At 49.6% G+C, this 17057-nt stretch carries 10 protein-coding genes; all 10 read left to right on the forward strand.

From position 1 onward, the window contains the following. Window positions 1-201 precede the first annotated feature (201 nt). The 10 genes from FH968_RS11185 to der all read left to right on the forward strand — a co-directional run bounded on the left by FH968_RS11185 (window position 202) and on the right by der (window position 16994). Window positions 202-5166, forward strand: a complete 4965-nt coding sequence (locus tag FH968_RS11185) for an alpha-2-macroglobulin (protein ID WP_139879433.1) — start codon at window positions 202-204, stop codon at window positions 5164-5166. Window positions 5167-5182: 16 nt separating this feature from the next. After that, the gene (gene pbpC, locus FH968_RS11190) at window positions 5183-7501 is read left to right on the forward strand and encodes a peptidoglycan glycosyltransferase PbpC (RefSeq protein WP_370451497.1); all 2319 of its coding nucleotides are present in this window, start codon (window positions 5183-5185) and stop codon (window positions 7499-7501) included. A 167-nt stretch (window positions 7502-7668) separates the two neighbouring features. After that, entirely contained in the window at window positions 7669-8100 is a 432-nt protein-coding gene (ndk, locus tag FH968_RS11195) for a nucleoside-diphosphate kinase (RefSeq protein WP_034459186.1), read from the forward strand. A 250-nt stretch (window positions 8101-8350) separates the two neighbouring features. Further along, entirely contained in the window at window positions 8351-9517 is a 1167-nt protein-coding gene (locus tag FH968_RS11200; RefSeq protein WP_139879435.1) for a bifunctional tRNA (adenosine(37)-C2)-methyltransferase TrmG/ribosomal RNA large subunit methyltransferase RlmN, read from the forward strand. A 440-nt stretch (window positions 9518-9957) separates the two neighbouring features. Continuing rightward, the gene (rodZ, locus tag FH968_RS11205) at window positions 9958-10968 is read left to right on the forward strand and encodes a cytoskeleton protein RodZ (protein WP_139879437.1); all 1011 of its coding nucleotides are present in this window, start codon (window positions 9958-9960) and stop codon (window positions 10966-10968) included. A gap of 37 nt (window positions 10969-11005) precedes the next feature. Next, a complete protein-coding gene (ispG, locus tag FH968_RS11210) occupies window positions 11006-12127 on the forward strand; it encodes a flavodoxin-dependent (E)-4-hydroxy-3-methylbut-2-enyl-diphosphate synthase (RefSeq protein WP_139879439.1) in 1122 nt (373 codons plus the stop codon). A gap of 117 nt (window positions 12128-12244) precedes the next feature. Next, window positions 12245-13519, forward strand: coding sequence for a histidine--tRNA ligase (gene hisS / locus FH968_RS11215; protein ID WP_139879441.1), 1275 nt, complete (start codon window positions 12245-12247; stop codon window positions 13517-13519). 36 nt (window positions 13520-13555) lie between these two features. Further along, window positions 13556-14176: a YfgM family protein gene (locus FH968_RS11220; protein ID WP_139879443.1), complete on the forward strand. Its 621-nt coding sequence runs from the start codon at window positions 13556-13558 to the stop codon at window positions 14174-14176. A gap of 10 nt (window positions 14177-14186) precedes the next feature. Then, entirely contained in the window at window positions 14187-15368 is a 1182-nt protein-coding gene (gene bamB, locus FH968_RS11225) for an outer membrane protein assembly factor BamB (protein WP_139879445.1), read from the forward strand. A gap of 120 nt (window positions 15369-15488) precedes the next feature. Continuing rightward, window positions 15489-16994, forward strand: coding sequence for a ribosome biogenesis GTPase Der (der, locus tag FH968_RS11230; RefSeq protein ID WP_139879447.1), 1506 nt, complete (start codon window positions 15489-15491; stop codon window positions 16992-16994). Window positions 16995-17057 lie beyond the last annotated feature (63 nt).

Raw genomic sequence — 17057 nt, forward strand, 5'->3', positions numbered from 1 at the left:
AAGGTAACATGTAACCTTTCAGGTTGTGATCTTGCTTCCAGTTTGCTATATCACCCCAGTTGAAACCGTTGCACAATTATTCATTCCCTTTGCGAGCGAACGCGTAATGCCGAGTATTCATACTTTCGTTTTTTTAATGTACCCGCATAATACAAGTATTATTGGGCGGGTTAATTGGGCCTTATTGGCCAGGGATAAAATATGCGAGCAATACATCTGGGCGCGCTGGCTGCTATGCTGGCGGCTGTATTAGTACTATCAGGGTGCGACAATAACGACAAACCCCAATCGGTGGCGAAGAGCGAAACCCCGTCTCAGCAAAATGTTGCTCCTGCCGCGAAGCCTGACGCCTCCCAACTTGAAAAACTGGCGAAGGATTCTGCGGGCAAACCGCTGAAATTGCTTGATGCCTCGGAAGTTCAGCTTGATGGCGCAGCCACGCTGGTCCTCACATTTTCTATCCCATTAGATCCCAATCAGGATTTCTCCCGAGTAGCACATTTGGTTGATAAAACCAGCGGCAAAGTTGATGGTGCGTGGGAACTTTCAGCCGATCTCAAAGAATTACGCCTGCGCCACCTTGAACCTAAACGCGAACTGCTACTGACTGTAGATAGTGGGTTGCTTGCTCTTAATAAAGCGACTTTTGACAGTAACTTTGAGAAGCAAATCTCGACACGTGATATTCAACCGAGCGTGGGTTTTGCCAGCCGTGGTTCATTGCTGCCAACTAAAGTGATTGCGGGTTTACCTGTGATGGCTCTTAACGTCGACAAAATCGACGTTAATTTTTATCGAATTAAAAATGAATCCTTAAGCTCCTTTATTAGCCAGTGGCAGTACAGAAACTCGGTGTCTAACTGGGAATCTGACAATTTGCTGAAACTTGCGGATTTAGTTTACAGCGGCAGGTTCGATCTTAACCCTGCGCGGAATACCCGTGAGAAACTGCTACTCCCGTTAGGCGAAATTAAGCCACTACAGCAGCCCGGCGTCTATATCGCCATTATGAATCAGGCAGGGCATTACAGTTACAGCAATGCCGCGACCCTGTTTACCTTGAGTGATATTGGCGTCTCAGCACACCGCTATCATGACCGGTTAGATGTATTCACTCAAAGCCTTGAAAATGGCGCGGCGCAATCTGGCGTGGAAATCATGCTGCTCAATGAGAAAGGGCAAACGCTGGCGCAATCTAAGAGCGATAGTGATGGTCATGCCACGCTGGAAAAAATAGAAAAAGGAACGTTATTACTGGCGCGGACTCCAGAGCAGACCACCTTGCTGGACTTAAACCGCCCGGCGTTGGATTTGGCTGAGTTCAACATTGCAGGAGACGCAGGGTACAGTAAGCAATTCTTTATGTTTGGCCCAAGGGATCTTTATCGTCCAGGGGAGACGGTACTTCTGAACGCGTTACTCCGTGATAGCGATGGTAAAGCATTACCCGCGCAACCGGTGAAGCTGGAAGTCGTGAAACCGGATGGGCAGGTCGCCAGAACACAAATCTGGCAGCCTGAAAATAGTTTGTATCAGTTCAGTTTCCCATTAAGCAAGGATGTGCAAACCGGTAACTGGCAGGTTCGTGTTAATACGGGTGATAACCAACCACGTATCTGGTCATTTAAAGTCGAAGACTTCATGCCGGAGCGCATGGCGCTTAACATCACCAGCCAATCGCAACCTGCGAGCCCTGATGAATCAGTGAGCTTCCAGATTGCCGGGCGTTATCTATACGGCGCGCCAGCTGCTGGTAATAGCTTACAAGGGCAACTGTTTCTGCGTCCACTCCGTGAGGCAGTGTCTGCCTTGCCTGGGTTCCAGTTTGGCGACATCAACGAAGAAAATCTCACCCGCAATCTGGATGAAGTCCAGCTTCAGCTCGATGAGCAAGGTAAAACAACGGTAAGCACGGATAGCCAATGGTCTGATGTCCATTCACCGTTAAAGCTGGTGCTACAAGCCAGCTTGCTGGAGTCCGGTGGCCGCCCGGTAACGCGTCGCGCCGAGCGGGCTATCTGGCCTGAAGAAGCGCTACCAGGCATTCGTCCACAATTTGCCAGCAAAGAAATTTACGATTACCGCACTGATAGCACCCGCACTCAACCGATTGTCGATGAAGACACCAGTGCTGGTTTTGACATTATTTATGCCAATGCGAAAGGTGAAAAGCTGGCGGTTTCAGGGCTTGATATCAGGCTGATTCGCGAACGCCGGGATTACTTCTGGAGTTGGGAAGAAGGCCAGGGTTGGCAGTCTCAGTATGATCAAAAAGATCTCGTAGAAGCGGAGCAAAAGCTGGATCTTGCGGCCGGTGAAACGGGTAAAGTTTCTTTCCCAGTAGAGTGGGGCTCCTACCGTCTTGAGGTGCGTGACCCTGATACCAACATCATCAGTAGCATTCGTTTTTGGGCCGGTTATAGCTGGCAGGACAACAGTGACGGCGAAGGTGCTGTGCGTCCGGACCGTGTCACGCTGAAAATTGATAAGCCAAGTTATAAAGCCGGTGACACTATCAATCTGCATATTTCAGCACCTTCTGCAGGCAAAGGGTATGCGATGGTGGAGTCCAGTGATGGCCCACTGTGGTGGAAAGAAATTGATGTACCCGAGAAAGGCCTCGATATTGCCATTCCGGTTGATAAAAGCTGGCAGCGCCATGATCTCTATCTGAGTACGTTGGTAATCCGGCCTGGCGATAAGAGCCGTGCGGCAACGCCAAAACGTGCTGTCGGTATTTTGCACCTGCCATTGGGTGATGAAAACCGCAGGTTGGCACTTGCATTAGAAGTACCAGCCAAAATGCGACCGAACCAAAATCTCACGGTGAAAGTAAAGACAAAACCTATAAACGGTGAAATGCCGAAGAAAATTAATGTGCTGGTTTCTGCCGTAGACAGTGGTGTGCTGAATATTACTGACTATAAAACACCGGATCCGTGGGAGGCTTTCTTTGGCCGTAAACGTTACGGAGCTGATTTATACGATATTTATGGTCAGGTTATCGAAGGGGAAGGGCGCTTAGCTGCTTTACGCTTTGGTGGTGATGGCGACGAAGGTGATGAGCTAAGCCGTGGCGGTAAAAAGCCTGTAAACCATGTCACGATCATTGCTCAGCAAACCCAGCCAGTACAACTGGACGAAAATGGCGAAGGTACTGTCACACTCCCGATTGGTGACTTTAACGGCGAATTACGCGTGATGGCACAAGCGTGGACTGATGACCGCTTTGGTAACAGTGAAGAAAAAGTCGTGGTCGCAGCACCGTTAGTGACAGAACTGGCTGCTCCACGCTTTATGGCAAGCGGTGATACCAGTCGCTTAGCAATGGATCTCACGAATCTTACCGAACAGCCTCAGCAACTGAATATAAACCTGAAAACCAGTGGTTTGATTTCGCTGGGTTCACCGGCATCACAAACGGTGAAACTGATGCCTGGCGCGCGTAAAACGCTGTTTATTTCAGTTAATGCGCTGGAAGGGTTTGGTGATGGACAGTTAAGCACCGAAATTAGTGGGGTGAACATACCGGGCGAAACCATCGCAGCCTTGCAAAAACAATGGACATTAGGTGTACGGCCTCCATACCCGGCCCAAAGCATCAATAGCGGTGCGGTGCTTGCTCCTGGTGAAATTTGGGATGTTCCACCGCAGCATATTTCCGGTTTGGCACCTGCAACGCTCGAAGGTCAGGTCTTGCTAAGTGGGCGTCCACCATTAAACCTGGCGCGTTATATCCGTGAACTTAAAGCGTACCCGTATGGTTGTCTTGAACAAACCACAAGCGGTCTGTTCCCTTCTCTTTACACCAATCAGGCTCAGTTAGAGTCGTTAGGTATTAAAGGAACCAGTGATGAGCAGCGTCGTGCTGCGATCGACCTCGGAATTACACGTCTGCTGGATATGCAGCGCGACAACGGTAGTTTTGGTCTGTGGGACAAAGAAGGGCCAGAGGAATATTGGCTAACCGCATATGTGACTGATTTCCTGGTTCGTGCGAGCGAGCAAGGCTACAGCGTGAACGTTGACTCGCTCAACAAAGCGAACCAGCGCTTGCTGCGTTATCTCCAGGATTCAGGGCTTATCGCCCTGCGCTATAGCGATGATTCCGCAGCCAGTAAATTTGCCATTCAGGCATATGCAGGCCAGGTATTAGCTCGTCAGCAAAAAGCGCCGCTTGGAGCTTTACGTGAACTTTGGCTACGCCATAACAATGCTCGTGCGGGCTTGCCTCTGGTGCAATTAGGTGTGGCATTGAAATTGATGGGCGATGCACCACGTGGTGAGCAAGCTCTTAAATTAGGTTTGCAAACTAATCGCCGCGATGAACGTATCTGGATGGCTGACTATGGCAGCGAGCTACGCGATAAAGCGATGATGTTAAGCTTGCTGGAAGAGAACAAATTGCTACCGGAGCAACAGAATCAATTGTTGATGGAGCTTTCTAATCTCGCTTACAGCCAACGCTGGCTTTCGACTCAGGAAAGTAACGCACTCTTCCTCGCTGGCCGTAACTGGCAAACGGCAAAAGGAGACTGGAAATCGCAGGTGTCATTTGCAGCCGAGCCATTAACAGGCACGCAATCAATGACTCACAATGTGGCAGCTGAACAACTCTCAGGTCTGCAGGTGACAAATACCGGAACCGGTAATCTTTATCTCCGTTTAGACAGCGTTGGCTATCCGCAGCAGGCACCAGTTCCTTATAGTAATGTGTTGCATATTGAGCGTCATTTCCTTGATGCGAAAGGCAACAGCAAATCATTGTCAGAGTTGAAAAGCGGTGAACTGGTTATGGTCTGGTTGGATGTATGGGCTGATAAAAATGTTCCAGATGCGCTGGTAGTCGATCTACTGCCCGCTGGGCTTGAACTAGAAAACCAGAATCTTTCGGAAAGCAGTGCCAGCTTAAGCGAAAGTGATAATCAGGTTCAGGAGTTACTGAGCCAGATGCAACAAGCTGATATTCAGCATCTGGAATTCCGTGACGATCGCTTTGTTGCTGCATTGCCTCTTAACGAAAGCCAGCACGCTACCCTGGTTTATCTGGCGCGAGCGGTGACACCTGGAACTTACCATGTGCCGGTTTCACAAGTTGAGTCGATGTATGTTCCGCAGTGGCGGGCAACAGGAGCCAGTACGGGCATCCTGACTGTACATCCGTAACAGGCAACGCAACGTGCTGAAGTCTACGCGCTGGCGGCATCGCTATCTTCTGGTGATGCTGCCTCTTATTTTATGTCTGGGAATTTGGTTGGCAGACCGGCTTTGGCCATTGCCTCTATCCCAGGCGAATCCTGCACGTGTTGTGGTCGCCGCAGACGGGACACCGCTGTGGCGCTTTGCTGATGAGAATGGGATCTGGCGTTATCCGGTCACGCTTAACGATGTTTCACCTCGTTATCTTGAAGCGTTAATCAACTACGAAGATCGCTGGTTCTGGGATCACCCTGGAATCAACCCACTATCGATTCTGCGCGCGGCCTGGCAGGATCTGTTTAATGGTAAGGTTATTTCAGGTGGCAGTACTTTGACGATGCAAGTCGCTCGATTACTCGATCCTCATCCCCGCACATTCGGGGGGAAAATCCGCCAGATGTGGCGAGCATTGCAACTTGAATGGCATCTTTCGAAAGAACAAATTCTTACGCTATACCTTAATCGAGCACCGTTTGGTGGCACGCTACAGGGTGTCGGTGCGGCCAGTTGGGTTTACCTTGGAAAATCACCCCAGCAATTAAGTTATGCAGAAGCGGCTTTATTGGCGGTGTTGCCTCAGGCGCCTAGTCGCCTGCGTCCTGACCGTTGGCCAGAACGTGCACAAACCGCGCGTAACAAAGTACTTCTTCGCATGGCTGAGCAAGCCGTCTGGGAACCGCAGCAGGTTAAAGAATCGCTTGAAGAACCGGTATGGTTGGCTCCGAGACAGATGCCGCAGTTGGCACCTTTGCTTTCTCGCTATCTGGTGAATCGCAGCAATGCGCAAAAAATTACAACCACGATTGATGCGTCAATGCAGCGCCAGTTGGAAGAGCTGGCACTAAACTGGAAAGCCCAATTACCACCACGTTCTTCACTGGCGATACTGGTGGTTGATCACACCACTATGGAAGTGCGCGGCTGGGTAGGTTCTGTCGATATCAATGATCAGAATCGTTTTGGTCATGTTGATATGGTCACAGCTATTCGCTCGCCCGGTTCGGTGTTGAAACCCTTTGTGTATGGCCTGGCCCTGGATGAAGGCTTGATCCATCCAACATCATTGTTACAGGATGTGCCACGCCGTTTCGGCGATTACCGTCCGGGTAATTTTGACACTGGTTTTCATGGCCCGGTCAGTATGAGCGAAGCGCTGGTGCGATCACTTAACCTTCCTGCGGTACAAGTGCTTGAAGCATATGGCCCAAAACGTTTTGCTGCTCAACTTCGAAATGTTGGTCTGGATTTACGCTTCCCGGAGGGCAGTGAACCAAATCTTTCGCTAATTCTTGGTGGTGGTGGTGCGCGTCTGGATCAGATAGTCGCCGCTTATAGCGCCTTTGCCCGCCACGGGCGAGCTGCACAATTGCGTCTGCAACCAGAACAACCATTGCTTGAGCGCCCATTGATGTCCGATGGTGCAGCCTGGATTATTCGTCGAATTCTGGCGGGCGAAGCTCAACCACAATCGGATGCTACTTTGCCGCCAGTCGTTCCTCTGGCCTGGAAAACCGGGACTAGCTATGGTTACCGTGATGCGTGGGCTGTGGGTATAAACCCGCGATATCTGATTGGGATCTGGACCGGGCGACCAGATAGCACACCTGTTGCCGGGCAGTTTGGATTGGGGAGCGCTGTTCCTCTATTGAATCAAGTGAACAATTTGCTGCAAGCCAGTTCCGCAGCACAGCAAGCACGTCTGCCGGTTGACCCTCGTCCTGCTTCTGTCTCTGCGGGTGAAGTCTGCTGGCCTGGCGGGCAAAATCTGGCTGTCGGAGACAGTAATTGCCGGCGCAGATTGGCTGGCTGGTTACTGGATAATAGCCAGCCGCCAACGCTCGAGGCTCCAGGACAGGAAGGGGTTCAGGGATCAAGAAAAGTTGTGTGGCTGGACGAACTAGGCAAACGTGTAGCTGCTGATTGTCCTGGCGCTACTCAACATATTATTTCGCTGTGGCCGATGCCGCTTGAGCCATGGTTACCCGTCAGTGAAAGAAGGGTTGCTCGCTTACCCGAGGCATCGGCACAATGTCCTCCACAGCAGAAAGATGAAGTTACGCCTTTATTGTTGTTAGGGGTTCGTGAGGGCGCTATTTTGAAGCGTCTACCTGGTGAATTACGCTTAGTGCTTCGCCTTAGCGCACAGGGTGGGCAAGGAGACCGTTGGTGGTTTTTAAACGGCGAGCCAGTGAGTGGAAATGGTAATGGAATCGCGTTAAATCTGGATAAAACGGGGGTGTATCAGGTTTTAGTCCTCGATGAAGCAGGGCAGATTGCTGCGGCTCATTTTACGTTACAGTAGAATAATAGTGTGATTTTTAAGCGCTTAAGTTAAAAATGTTGCCGATGTTCGTTTTATTTTAAAAAAATGTTACCTGCATCCATAGGCAACACGAGACTTGCTCATTATAATCGGCGCCAAATCATAACCGGCTAGCCGGTGCAAACAGAACAGACACAGAGGTAATCATGGCTATTGAACGTACTTTTTCCATCATCAAACCAAACGCGGTGGCAAAAAACGTTATTGGTAATATTTATGCTCGTTTTGAATCCGCAGGGTTTAAGATTGTTGGCGCAAAAATGTTGCACCTGACTTCAGAACAGGCTCAGGGTTTTTATGCTGAGCACGAAGGCAAACCTTTCTTTGATGGCTTGGTCGCATTCATGACTTCTGGTCCAATCATGGTTAGCGTACTGGAAGGCGAAAACGCTGTTCAACGCCACCGTGACATTCTGGGCGCAACCAACCCGGCTAACGCTCTGGCTGGCACTCTGCGTGCTGATTACGCGGACAGCTTCACCGAGAACGGTACTCACGGTTCTGACTCTGTAGAATCAGCAGCACGTGAAATTGCCTATTTCTTCGCTGAAGGTGAAGTGTGCCCTCGCACTCGTTAATATCCTCAATCTTTTGAGCTACAGGGGTGAATTCTTTCACCGCCTACCAGCAACGCAAAAGATTTTGGGTATAAGCACTAACTGTTAAGCAACGTTTACATTTATTTATATGTACATCGCTTTCAGTCATGGCATCTGTGCCATAGAATTTGTACAATGCCACGCCCCGGATGAGCCAGCTCTCCGGGGCGTATCTTTTTTTATAACCCTCCTGGGGCCGTAACGTGTAACAACGAGGCCGGAAGAAATTATGTCAGAGCAAATTGTCACTCCTGAGACGTCTGTTTCAGTCGTTTCCAGCAAGTCAGAAAAAATTAACCTGTTGGATCTTAACCGCCAGCAATTGCGTGAGTTTTTCGCTGATATGGGCGAAAAACCTTTCCGCGCCGATCAAGTCATGAAATGGATGTATCACTATTGCAGTGATGACTTCGATGACATGACCGACATCAACAAAGTTCTGCGCAACAAACTTAAAGAAGTTGCTGAAATCCGCGCTCCTGAAGTTGCTGAAGAACAACGTTCTGCTGATGGCACCATCAAATGGGCAATCAGAATCGCCGATCAGCTTGTTGAAACGGTGTATATCCCGGAAGAAGACCGCGCCACTCTGTGTGTTTCCTCCCAGGTTGGCTGCGCTCTGGAATGTAAATTCTGCTCAACTGCTCAGCAAGGTTTTAACCGTAACCTGCGCGTATCTGAAATCATTGGCCAGGTATGGCGTGCGGCGAAAATTATCGGTGCGCAAAAGAAGACCGGTGTTCGTCCTATTACCAACGTAGTGATGATGGGCATGGGTGAGCCGCTGCTGAACCTCAACAACGTGGTTCCAGCGATGGAAATCATGCTTGATGATTTCGGTTTCGGGCTTTCTAAACGCCGGGTTACGCTTTCTACTTCTGGAGTGGTTCCGGCACTGGATAAATTGGGCGATATGATTGACGTGGCACTGGCCATTTCTCTGCATGCTCCGACCGATGATATTCGCGACCAGATCATGCCGATTAACAAAAAGTACAACATTGAGACTTTCCTGGCTGCGGTCCGTCGCTATCTGGAGAAATCCAATGCCAACCAGGGTCGTGTTACAGTGGAATACGTTCTGCTTGACCACGTTAACGATGGTACTGAGCATGCGCATCAGCTGGCTGAATGTCTCAAAGACACACCATGTAAAATCAACCTGATCCCGTGGAACCCGTTCCCGGGTGCACCATATGGCCGTAGCTCGAATAGTCGAATTGACCGTTTCTCAAAAGTATTAATGAGTTATGGTTTTACGACTATCGTGCGTAAGACACGTGGTGATGATATTGATGCGGCTTGCGGGCAGCTGGCTGGCGAAGTGATTGACCGTACAAAACGTACGCTTCGTAAACGCATGCAAGGTGAACCTATTGATGTTAAAGCTGTCTGATAAGCGTTCGAATTAATCAGATTGGTGCCATGCAGTTGTGTTGCTGCGTGGCACAAAAAACACTTAGTGATTTCTTGCAGTTATGCAAGTTTAGCAAGTGCCTTTAAGATTAATAATTACGGTGCGTTTCACTTTGCTTTAAGGCAGTATGTAGCGTCACAACAATAGTTTAGGCGCATCTATTTAAGCCATTGCAAGTTGCAATCCACTGACAACATTCAAAATGGTGTCTATGGTTAACTCATCGATGATGAACTGTTCATGTAAAGTAGTGTGTTTATGTGGGCAAGTAGTCTGAGCTAAATGTTATGTTGTTTGGAGGTTTACCCTTCAGAACACAAATTTTTTTCGCGGAGCGGGAGTGTGTGGCGTAGCGGAAATGCTGTGCGACAAGGCTTCTGTCCAATTCCTTAATCGAACAGTTCCAGCAGTTGTAGCTAATGAATACTGAAGCCACTCAAGAATCAAATGCAGCAAAAACTACGGGCGAACGTCTACGTACTGCTCGTGAAGAACTCGGTCTTAGCCAACAAGCAGTGGCAGAACGCCTGTGCCTGAAGGTTTCTACCGTCCGGGATATTGAAGATGACAAGGCACCTGCTGAGTTAGCGTCTACTTTCCTGCGTGGTTACATCCGATCTTATGCACGACTGGTGCGTATCCCGGAAGAAGAACTGCTGCCTATGATGGAAAAACAGGCACCGATCAGAGCGGCCAAAGTTGCTCCGATGCAAAGTTTTTCTCTGGGGAAACGTCGTAAGAAACGTGACGGTTGGTTGATGAGCTTTACCTGGCTCATTCTGTTTGTTGTTGTCGGCCTGACGGGCGCATGGTGGTGGCAAAATCACAAAGCGCAGCAGGAAGAGATCTCAACGATGGCAGATCAATCTTCAGCTGAGCTTTCAGCCAGCAATGGTGGTTCTCAATCAGTTCCATTGAACACTGGTGACTCGTCTGCTGCTGCTGATAACTCAGCACAGCAGGCAGTACAGCCTCTGGTTACGCAATCTACTCCAGCGACTGATTCGACATCAAACCAGACCCCGGCAGCGACGGCTCAGCAAACCACATCAGCAGATGCCTCCGCTGTAGTGGCACCAAGCCAGGCAGCTGTAGAAAATGTACAGGTAACCACGCCTCCGGTATCAACATCTAATGTCGCATTACCCACTGATCAAGCTGCTGTGACTAATCCTGCGGCTGACCCCAATGCGTTGGTCATGAATTTCAACGCTGATTGCTGGCTTGAAGTGACCGATGCAACCGGTAAAAAATTGTTCAGCGGTATGCAGCGCAAAGATGGCACTTTGAATTTAGCCGGTCAGGCACCGTATAAGTTGAAAATTGGTGCTCCGTCGGCAGTGCAGATTCAGTTTCAGGGTAAGCCCGTCGACCTGAGTCGTTTTATCCGAACTAGCCAGGTTGCACGTCTGACAGTAAGTGCTGAATAATCACAGCCAGCATGACGCGTAATTGTGGAGATTTGTAATGCATAATGAAGCCCCAATTCAACGTAGAAAATCCAAACGGATCTACGTCGGAAATGTGCCAATCGGCGACGGGGCACCGATCGCCGTCCAGTCAATGACCAATACCCGTACCACGGATGTTGAAGCAACTGTCAATCAGATCAAAGCGTTAGAAAGAGTTGGAGCCGATATTGTTCGTATATCTGTACCCACTATGGACGCGGCAGAAGCATTCAAACTCATTAAGCAGCAGGTCAATATCCCATTGGTCGCTGATATCCATTTTGACTATCGTATCGCCCTCAAAGTTGCTGAGTACGGTGTCGACTGCCTGCGCATTAACCCTGGCAATATTGGTAGCGAAGAGCGAATTCGCGCCGTTGTTGATTGTGCGCGGGACAAAAATATTCCAATTCGTATTGGTGTGAACGCCGGATCGTTGGAAAAAGATCTCCAGGAAAAATATGGCGAGCCAACACCTCAGGCATTGTTAGAGTCTGCAATGCGCCATGTAGATCATCTCGATCGTCTCAACTTTGATCAATTCAAAGTCAGCGTGAAAGCTTCCGATGTTTTCCTGGCCGTTGAATCCTATCGTTTACTGGCTAAGCAGATCGATCAGCCATTGCACTTGGGGATCACCGAAGCGGGTGGCATGCGTAGTGGTTCGGTGAAATCTGCAATTGGTCTGGGTTTGCTGCTTTCCGAAGGTATTGGTGACACGTTGCGCGTATCACTGGCCGCTGATCCTGTTGAAGAAATCAAGGTCGGTTTCGACATTCTAAAATCTTTGCGCATCCGTGCTCGCGGTATTAACTTTATCGCCTGCCCGACCTGTTCGCGCCAGGAGTTCGATGTTATCGGTACGGTTAACGCCCTTGAAGAGCGTCTGGAAGATATCATCACACCAATGGATGTTTCGATAATCGGTTGCGTAGTGAACGGTCCAGGTGAAGCGCTAGTTTCTACTTTAGGTGTGACTGGTGGCAACAAGAAAAGTGGCTTCTACGAGGACGGTGTGCGTCAGAAAGAGCGAATGGATAACGAAAACATGATTGCGCAGCTTGAAGCGCGTATTCGTGCCAAGGCTTCCATGCTTGATGAATCGCAGCGGATTAGTATCCAGCAGTTGGAAAAATAGTGCTAAACATGGGAAGCATTCGGCTTCCCGTGTATGATTGAACCCGCCGGACATTTTGCGAAAGCAAACAGTCTGATTTCGGGTTCATTTTTTGTATAAATTCGGTAGAGAACAAACGTGGCAAAAAACATTCAAGCCATCCGCGGCATGAACGATTACCTGCCTGGCGAAACCGCCATTTGGCAGCGCATTGAAGGCATTCTGAAGCAGGTGCTCGGTAGCTACGGTTACAGTGAAATCCGTTTGCCGATTGTAGAGCAGACCCCGTTATTCAAACGCGCTATCGGTGAAGTTACCGACGTGGTTGAAAAAGAGATGTATACCTTTGAGGATCGTAATGGCGATAGCCTGACTCTGCGTCCTGAAGGCACCGCGGGCTGCGTGCGTGCCGGTATCGAACATGGTCTTCTGTACAATCAGGAACAGCGCTTGTGGTACATCGGGCCGATGTTCCGTCATGAGCGTCCCCAAAAAGGACGCTATCGCCAGTTCAATCAGTTGGGTGTTGAGGTCTTTGGTCTGCAAGGGCCAGATATTGATGCCGAACTGATCATGCTCACAGCTCGTTGGTGGCGTGCACTGGGTATCGACCAGCACGTAAGCCTGGAATTGAATTCAATTGGTTCGCTTGAAGCTCGCGCTAACTATCGCGATGCACTTGTGGCGTTCCTTGAGCAGCATAAAGAGAAGCTCGACGAAGATTGCCAGCGCCGCATGTACAGCAACCCGCTGCGTGTGTTGGATTCTAAAAACCAGGAAGTTCAGGCTTTGCTGGATGACGCACCAACGCTTGGTGAGTATCTGGACGACGAGTCTCGCGAACACTTCGCAGGCCTGTGTCAGTATCTTGATGCCGCCGGTATTGCGTATACCGTGAATCAACGCCTGGTGCGTGGTCTGGATTACTACAATCGTACCGTTTTCGAGTGGGTCACGAGCAGCTTGGGCTCTCAAGGTACCGTTTGTGCGGGTGGTCGTTATGATGGTTTGGTCGAACAATTGGGTGGCCGTGCGGCACCTGCCGTTGGCTTCGCAATGGGCCTGGAACGTCTTGTTTTACTGGTTCAGGCTATCAATCCGGAATTTAAAGCAGAATCTGTTGTCGATATTTACCTGATATCGTCAGGTCACGGAACGCAAGCTTCAGCGATGCTATTAGCTGAGCAATTACGTGATCAGGTCCCAGCTATCAAGTTGATGACTAACTATGGCGGAGGCAACTTCAAAAAACAGTTCGTCCGTGCAGATAAGTGGGGTGCGCGTGTTGCACTGGTGCTAGGCGAAACTGAAGTCGCAGATGGTCAAGTCGTCGTGAAGGATCTGCGCACAGGTGAGCAGACTACCGTTGAACAAGCAAACGCGGTGGCTCATTTGCAGGCGCTACTGGGCTAATTTCCCCAGTGATTAATCGTTAAGGAGAAGGACTGCGTGGAAATTTACGAGAACGAAAACGAGCAAGTTGATGCGGTAAAACGCTTCTTTGCCGAAAACGGTAAAGCGCTGGTCGTTGGGGTCGTACTGGGTATAGGCGCACTGGTTGGTTGGCGTTACTGGGGCAGCCATCAGGCCGAAAGCGCGATGGCTTCTTCTCTTGAGTATCAAACAGTGACTGATGCTGTGCGTGCTGATCAACCTGCCACACTGATTGCCGCAGAGAAATTCGCAGCCAGCACCAAGAATACTTATGGCGCTCTGGCATCACTTGAACTGGCGCAGAAGTATGCTGACAACAATGACCTGGCGAAAGCGGCAGCTCAATTGCAGCAGGGTTTGAGTAGTACCAGCGATGAAAACTTGCAGGCGTTGATTAATGTGCGTTTGGCACGTATTCAAATACAACAAAAGCAGTCTGATGCGGCGCTGAAAACTCTCGACAGCATTAAAGGCGAAGGTTGGGTAGCGATTATTGCTGATTTGCGCGGCGAAGCGCTGCTCAGCAAAGGGGATAAGCAAGGTGCACGCGATGCGTGGAGCAAAGGCTCACAAACCGACGCTTCTCCAGCTCTGCGCGAAATGATGCAGATGAAAATTAATAATTTGTCGAGCTAAGAGGGACCCGATGCAATTGCGTAAACTACTTGTACCAGGGCTGATTTCTCTGATGCTGCTCAGCGGTTGTTCACTGTTTAGCGGTGAAGAAGACGTGGTAAAGATGTCTCCACTGCCGACAGTTGAAAACCAGTTTGAACCTGAAAAATCATGGAGTACTTCCGTTGGTAGCGGAATTGGCGATTTTTATTCCAATTTGCACCCAACCTGGCAGGATGGCACCATTTATGCGGCAGACCGCCGCGGTACTGTTAAAGCCGTTAATGCGGATGACGGCAAAGAAACATGGTCTGTCGATCTCTCTGAAAAGACAAACTTTTATAGCAGCAACCTGCCGGCACTGCTTTCTGGTGGTCTAACGGTTGACGGGGCACATATTTATCTTGGTAGTGAAAAAGCACAAGTTTATGCGCTTAACACCTCTGATGGTAGTATTGCATGGCAAAGCAAAGCCGCAGGTGAAGTGATTTCTCGCCCAGTGGTTAGCGACGGTTTAGTTCTGGTGCATACCAGCAATGGCCAGCTTCAGGCATTTAATGAAACTGACGGTGCGGTGAAATGGACCGTAAACCTGGATATGCCAGCACTTTCTCTGCGTGGCGAATCAGCTCCCGCTGTAGCGTTTGGTGCAGCGATTGTTGGTGGCGACAATGGCCGTGTCAGTGCAGTGCTGATGAAGCAAGGGCAGTTGATCTGGCAACAACGTATCTCTCAGGCAACCGGTGCTACTGAAATTGACCGTCTGAGCGATGTCGACACAACTCCTGTTATTGTCAACGGTGTGGTTTACGCCCTGGCATATAACGGTAACCTGACAGCGCTGGATTTACGTTCAGGTCAGGTAATGTGGAAACGTGAATTAGGTTCGGTAAACGACTTCATTGTTGATGCGAACCGTATTTTCCTCGTCGACCAGAATGACCGTGTTGTTGCTTTGAATGCTGATGGCGGTGTGACTCTGTGGACGCAAAGCGATCTGTTGCACCGTAACCTGACGGCTCCTGTTCTGTACAATGGCTATCTGGTTGTTGGTGACAGCGAAGGTTACATGCACTGGATCAATGCTGATGACGGCCGCTTTGTTGCTCAACAAAAAGTGGATAGCACTGGCTTCCAGACTGATCCCGTTGTTGCAAGTGACAAGCTGTTGATTCAGGCAAAAGACGGTACGTTGTACGCTATCAAGCGCTAAACTTGCCTGAAGTACAGTTAAGTGAAACGGTTCCTGTAGTCCGGGAGCCGTTTCCTGTTTTTAGAAACGACGTGATTTAACGTCGTTTGATGATGAATTTTGAGTTATGAGGTTTTTATCATGGTACCTGTGGTTGCGCTCGTCGGGCGCCCTAATGTCGGAAAATCCACGTTGTTTAACCGCTTGACGCGTACCCGAGATGCGCTGGTCGCGGATTTCCCGGGGCTGACTCGCGACCGCAAGTATGGTCGTGCTGAAGTGGAAGGTCGCGAATTTATTGCTATTGATACCGGTGGTATCGATGGGACGGAAGACGGTGTTGAAACGCATATGGCGGCGCAGTCGCTGTTAGCGATTGAAGAAGCTGATGTTGTTCTGTTTATGGTGGACGCACGTGCGGGTCTGATGCCTGCCGATGAAGCCATTGCTAAACACCTGCGTTCTCGTCAGAAGCCAACTTTCCTGGTGGCAAACAAAACTGACGGTATGGACCCTGATCAGGCGGTCATCGACTTCTACTCCTTGGGCCTGGGTGAAATTCACCCAATTGCTGCGTCTCATGGCCGCGGTGTAACAACCCTGCTTGAACACGTTCTGATTCCGTTCATCGATGACAAAAATCCGCGCGAACCGGAAGAAGAAATCGATGAAGATGCAGTCTACTGGGCGGCATTCAATGCTAAAAATGGCATTGTTTCTGAAGACGACGAAGAGATGGAAGAAGAGGAAGAAGAAGCTTTCAATCCTCAAGATCTGCCAATCAAACTCGCGATTGTTGGCCGTCCGAATGTTGGTAAGTCAACGCTCACCAACCGCATTCTTGGCGAAGACCGTGTTGTTGTTTACGACATGCCGGGAACCACGCGTGACAGCATTTACATCCCAATGGAACGTGATGAACGTGAATACATTCTTATCGATACCGCTGGTGTGCGTAAGCGCGGCAAAATCACGGAAACCGTAGAGAAATTCTCGGTAATCAAAACACTGCAAGCGATTGAAGACGCAAACGTCGTACTGCTGGTTATTGATGCTCGCGAAGGAATTTCCGACCAGGATTTGTCTCTGCTCGGCTTCATCCTGAATAGTGGGCGCTCACTGGTGATTGTAGTCAACAAGTGGGATGGCTTGAGCAATGAAGTCAGAGAGCAGGTGAAAGAGACGCTAGATTACCGTCTTGGCTTTATCGACTTTGCTCGCGTTCACTTCATCTCTGCGTTGCACGGTAGTGGTGTAGGTAACCTGTTTGAGTCCGTTCGTGAAGCTTACGACAGCTCCACGCGTCGCGTAAGCACTGCAATGTTGACTCGCGTTATGACAATGGCTGCTGAAGATCACCAGCCACCGTTGGTACGTGGTCGTCGTGTGAAGCTGAAATATGCTCACGCCGGTGGTTATAATCCACCGATTGTTGTGATTCACGGTAACCAGGTCAAAGACCTGCCGGACTCCTACAAGCGTTATTTAATGAACTACTTCCGCAAATCGCTGGATGTGATGGGTACGCCAATCCGTATTCAATTCAAAGAAGGGGAGAACCCGTTTGCTAACAAGCGTAACCCCCTGACGCCGAACCAGATGCGCAAACGTAAGCGTTTGATCAAGCACATCAAGAAAGGCAAATAACGAATCACGAGTATTCACTAGATATCGCCATCATCAGAAAGCCCGCATCCTGTCGGGCTTTCT

The sequence above is a fragment of the Buttiauxella sp. B2 genome, assembly GCF_006376615.1.
In the GTDB taxonomy this organism is placed as follows: Bacteria; Pseudomonadota; Gammaproteobacteria; order Enterobacterales; family Enterobacteriaceae; genus Buttiauxella.

Coding starts and splice junctions, on each gene's coding strand:
- bamB (WP_139879445.1), top strand. CDS start 14,187: ATGCAATTGCGTAAACTACTTGTACCAGGGCTGATTTCTCTGATGCTG.
- ispG (WP_139879439.1), top strand. CDS start 11,006: ATGCATAATGAAGCCCCAATTCAACGTAGAAAATCCAAACGGATCTAC.
- der (WP_139879447.1), top strand. CDS start 15,489: ATGGTACCTGTGGTTGCGCTCGTCGGGCGCCCTAATGTCGGAAAATCC.
- FH968_RS11200 (WP_139879435.1), top strand. CDS start 8,351: ATGTCAGAGCAAATTGTCACTCCTGAGACGTCTGTTTCAGTCGTTTCC.
- ndk (WP_034459186.1), top strand. CDS start 7,669: ATGGCTATTGAACGTACTTTTTCCATCATCAAACCAAACGCGGTGGCA.
- FH968_RS11185 (WP_139879433.1), top strand. CDS start 202: ATGCGAGCAATACATCTGGGCGCGCTGGCTGCTATGCTGGCGGCTGTA.
- rodZ (WP_139879437.1), top strand. CDS start 9,958: ATGAATACTGAAGCCACTCAAGAATCAAATGCAGCAAAAACTACGGGC.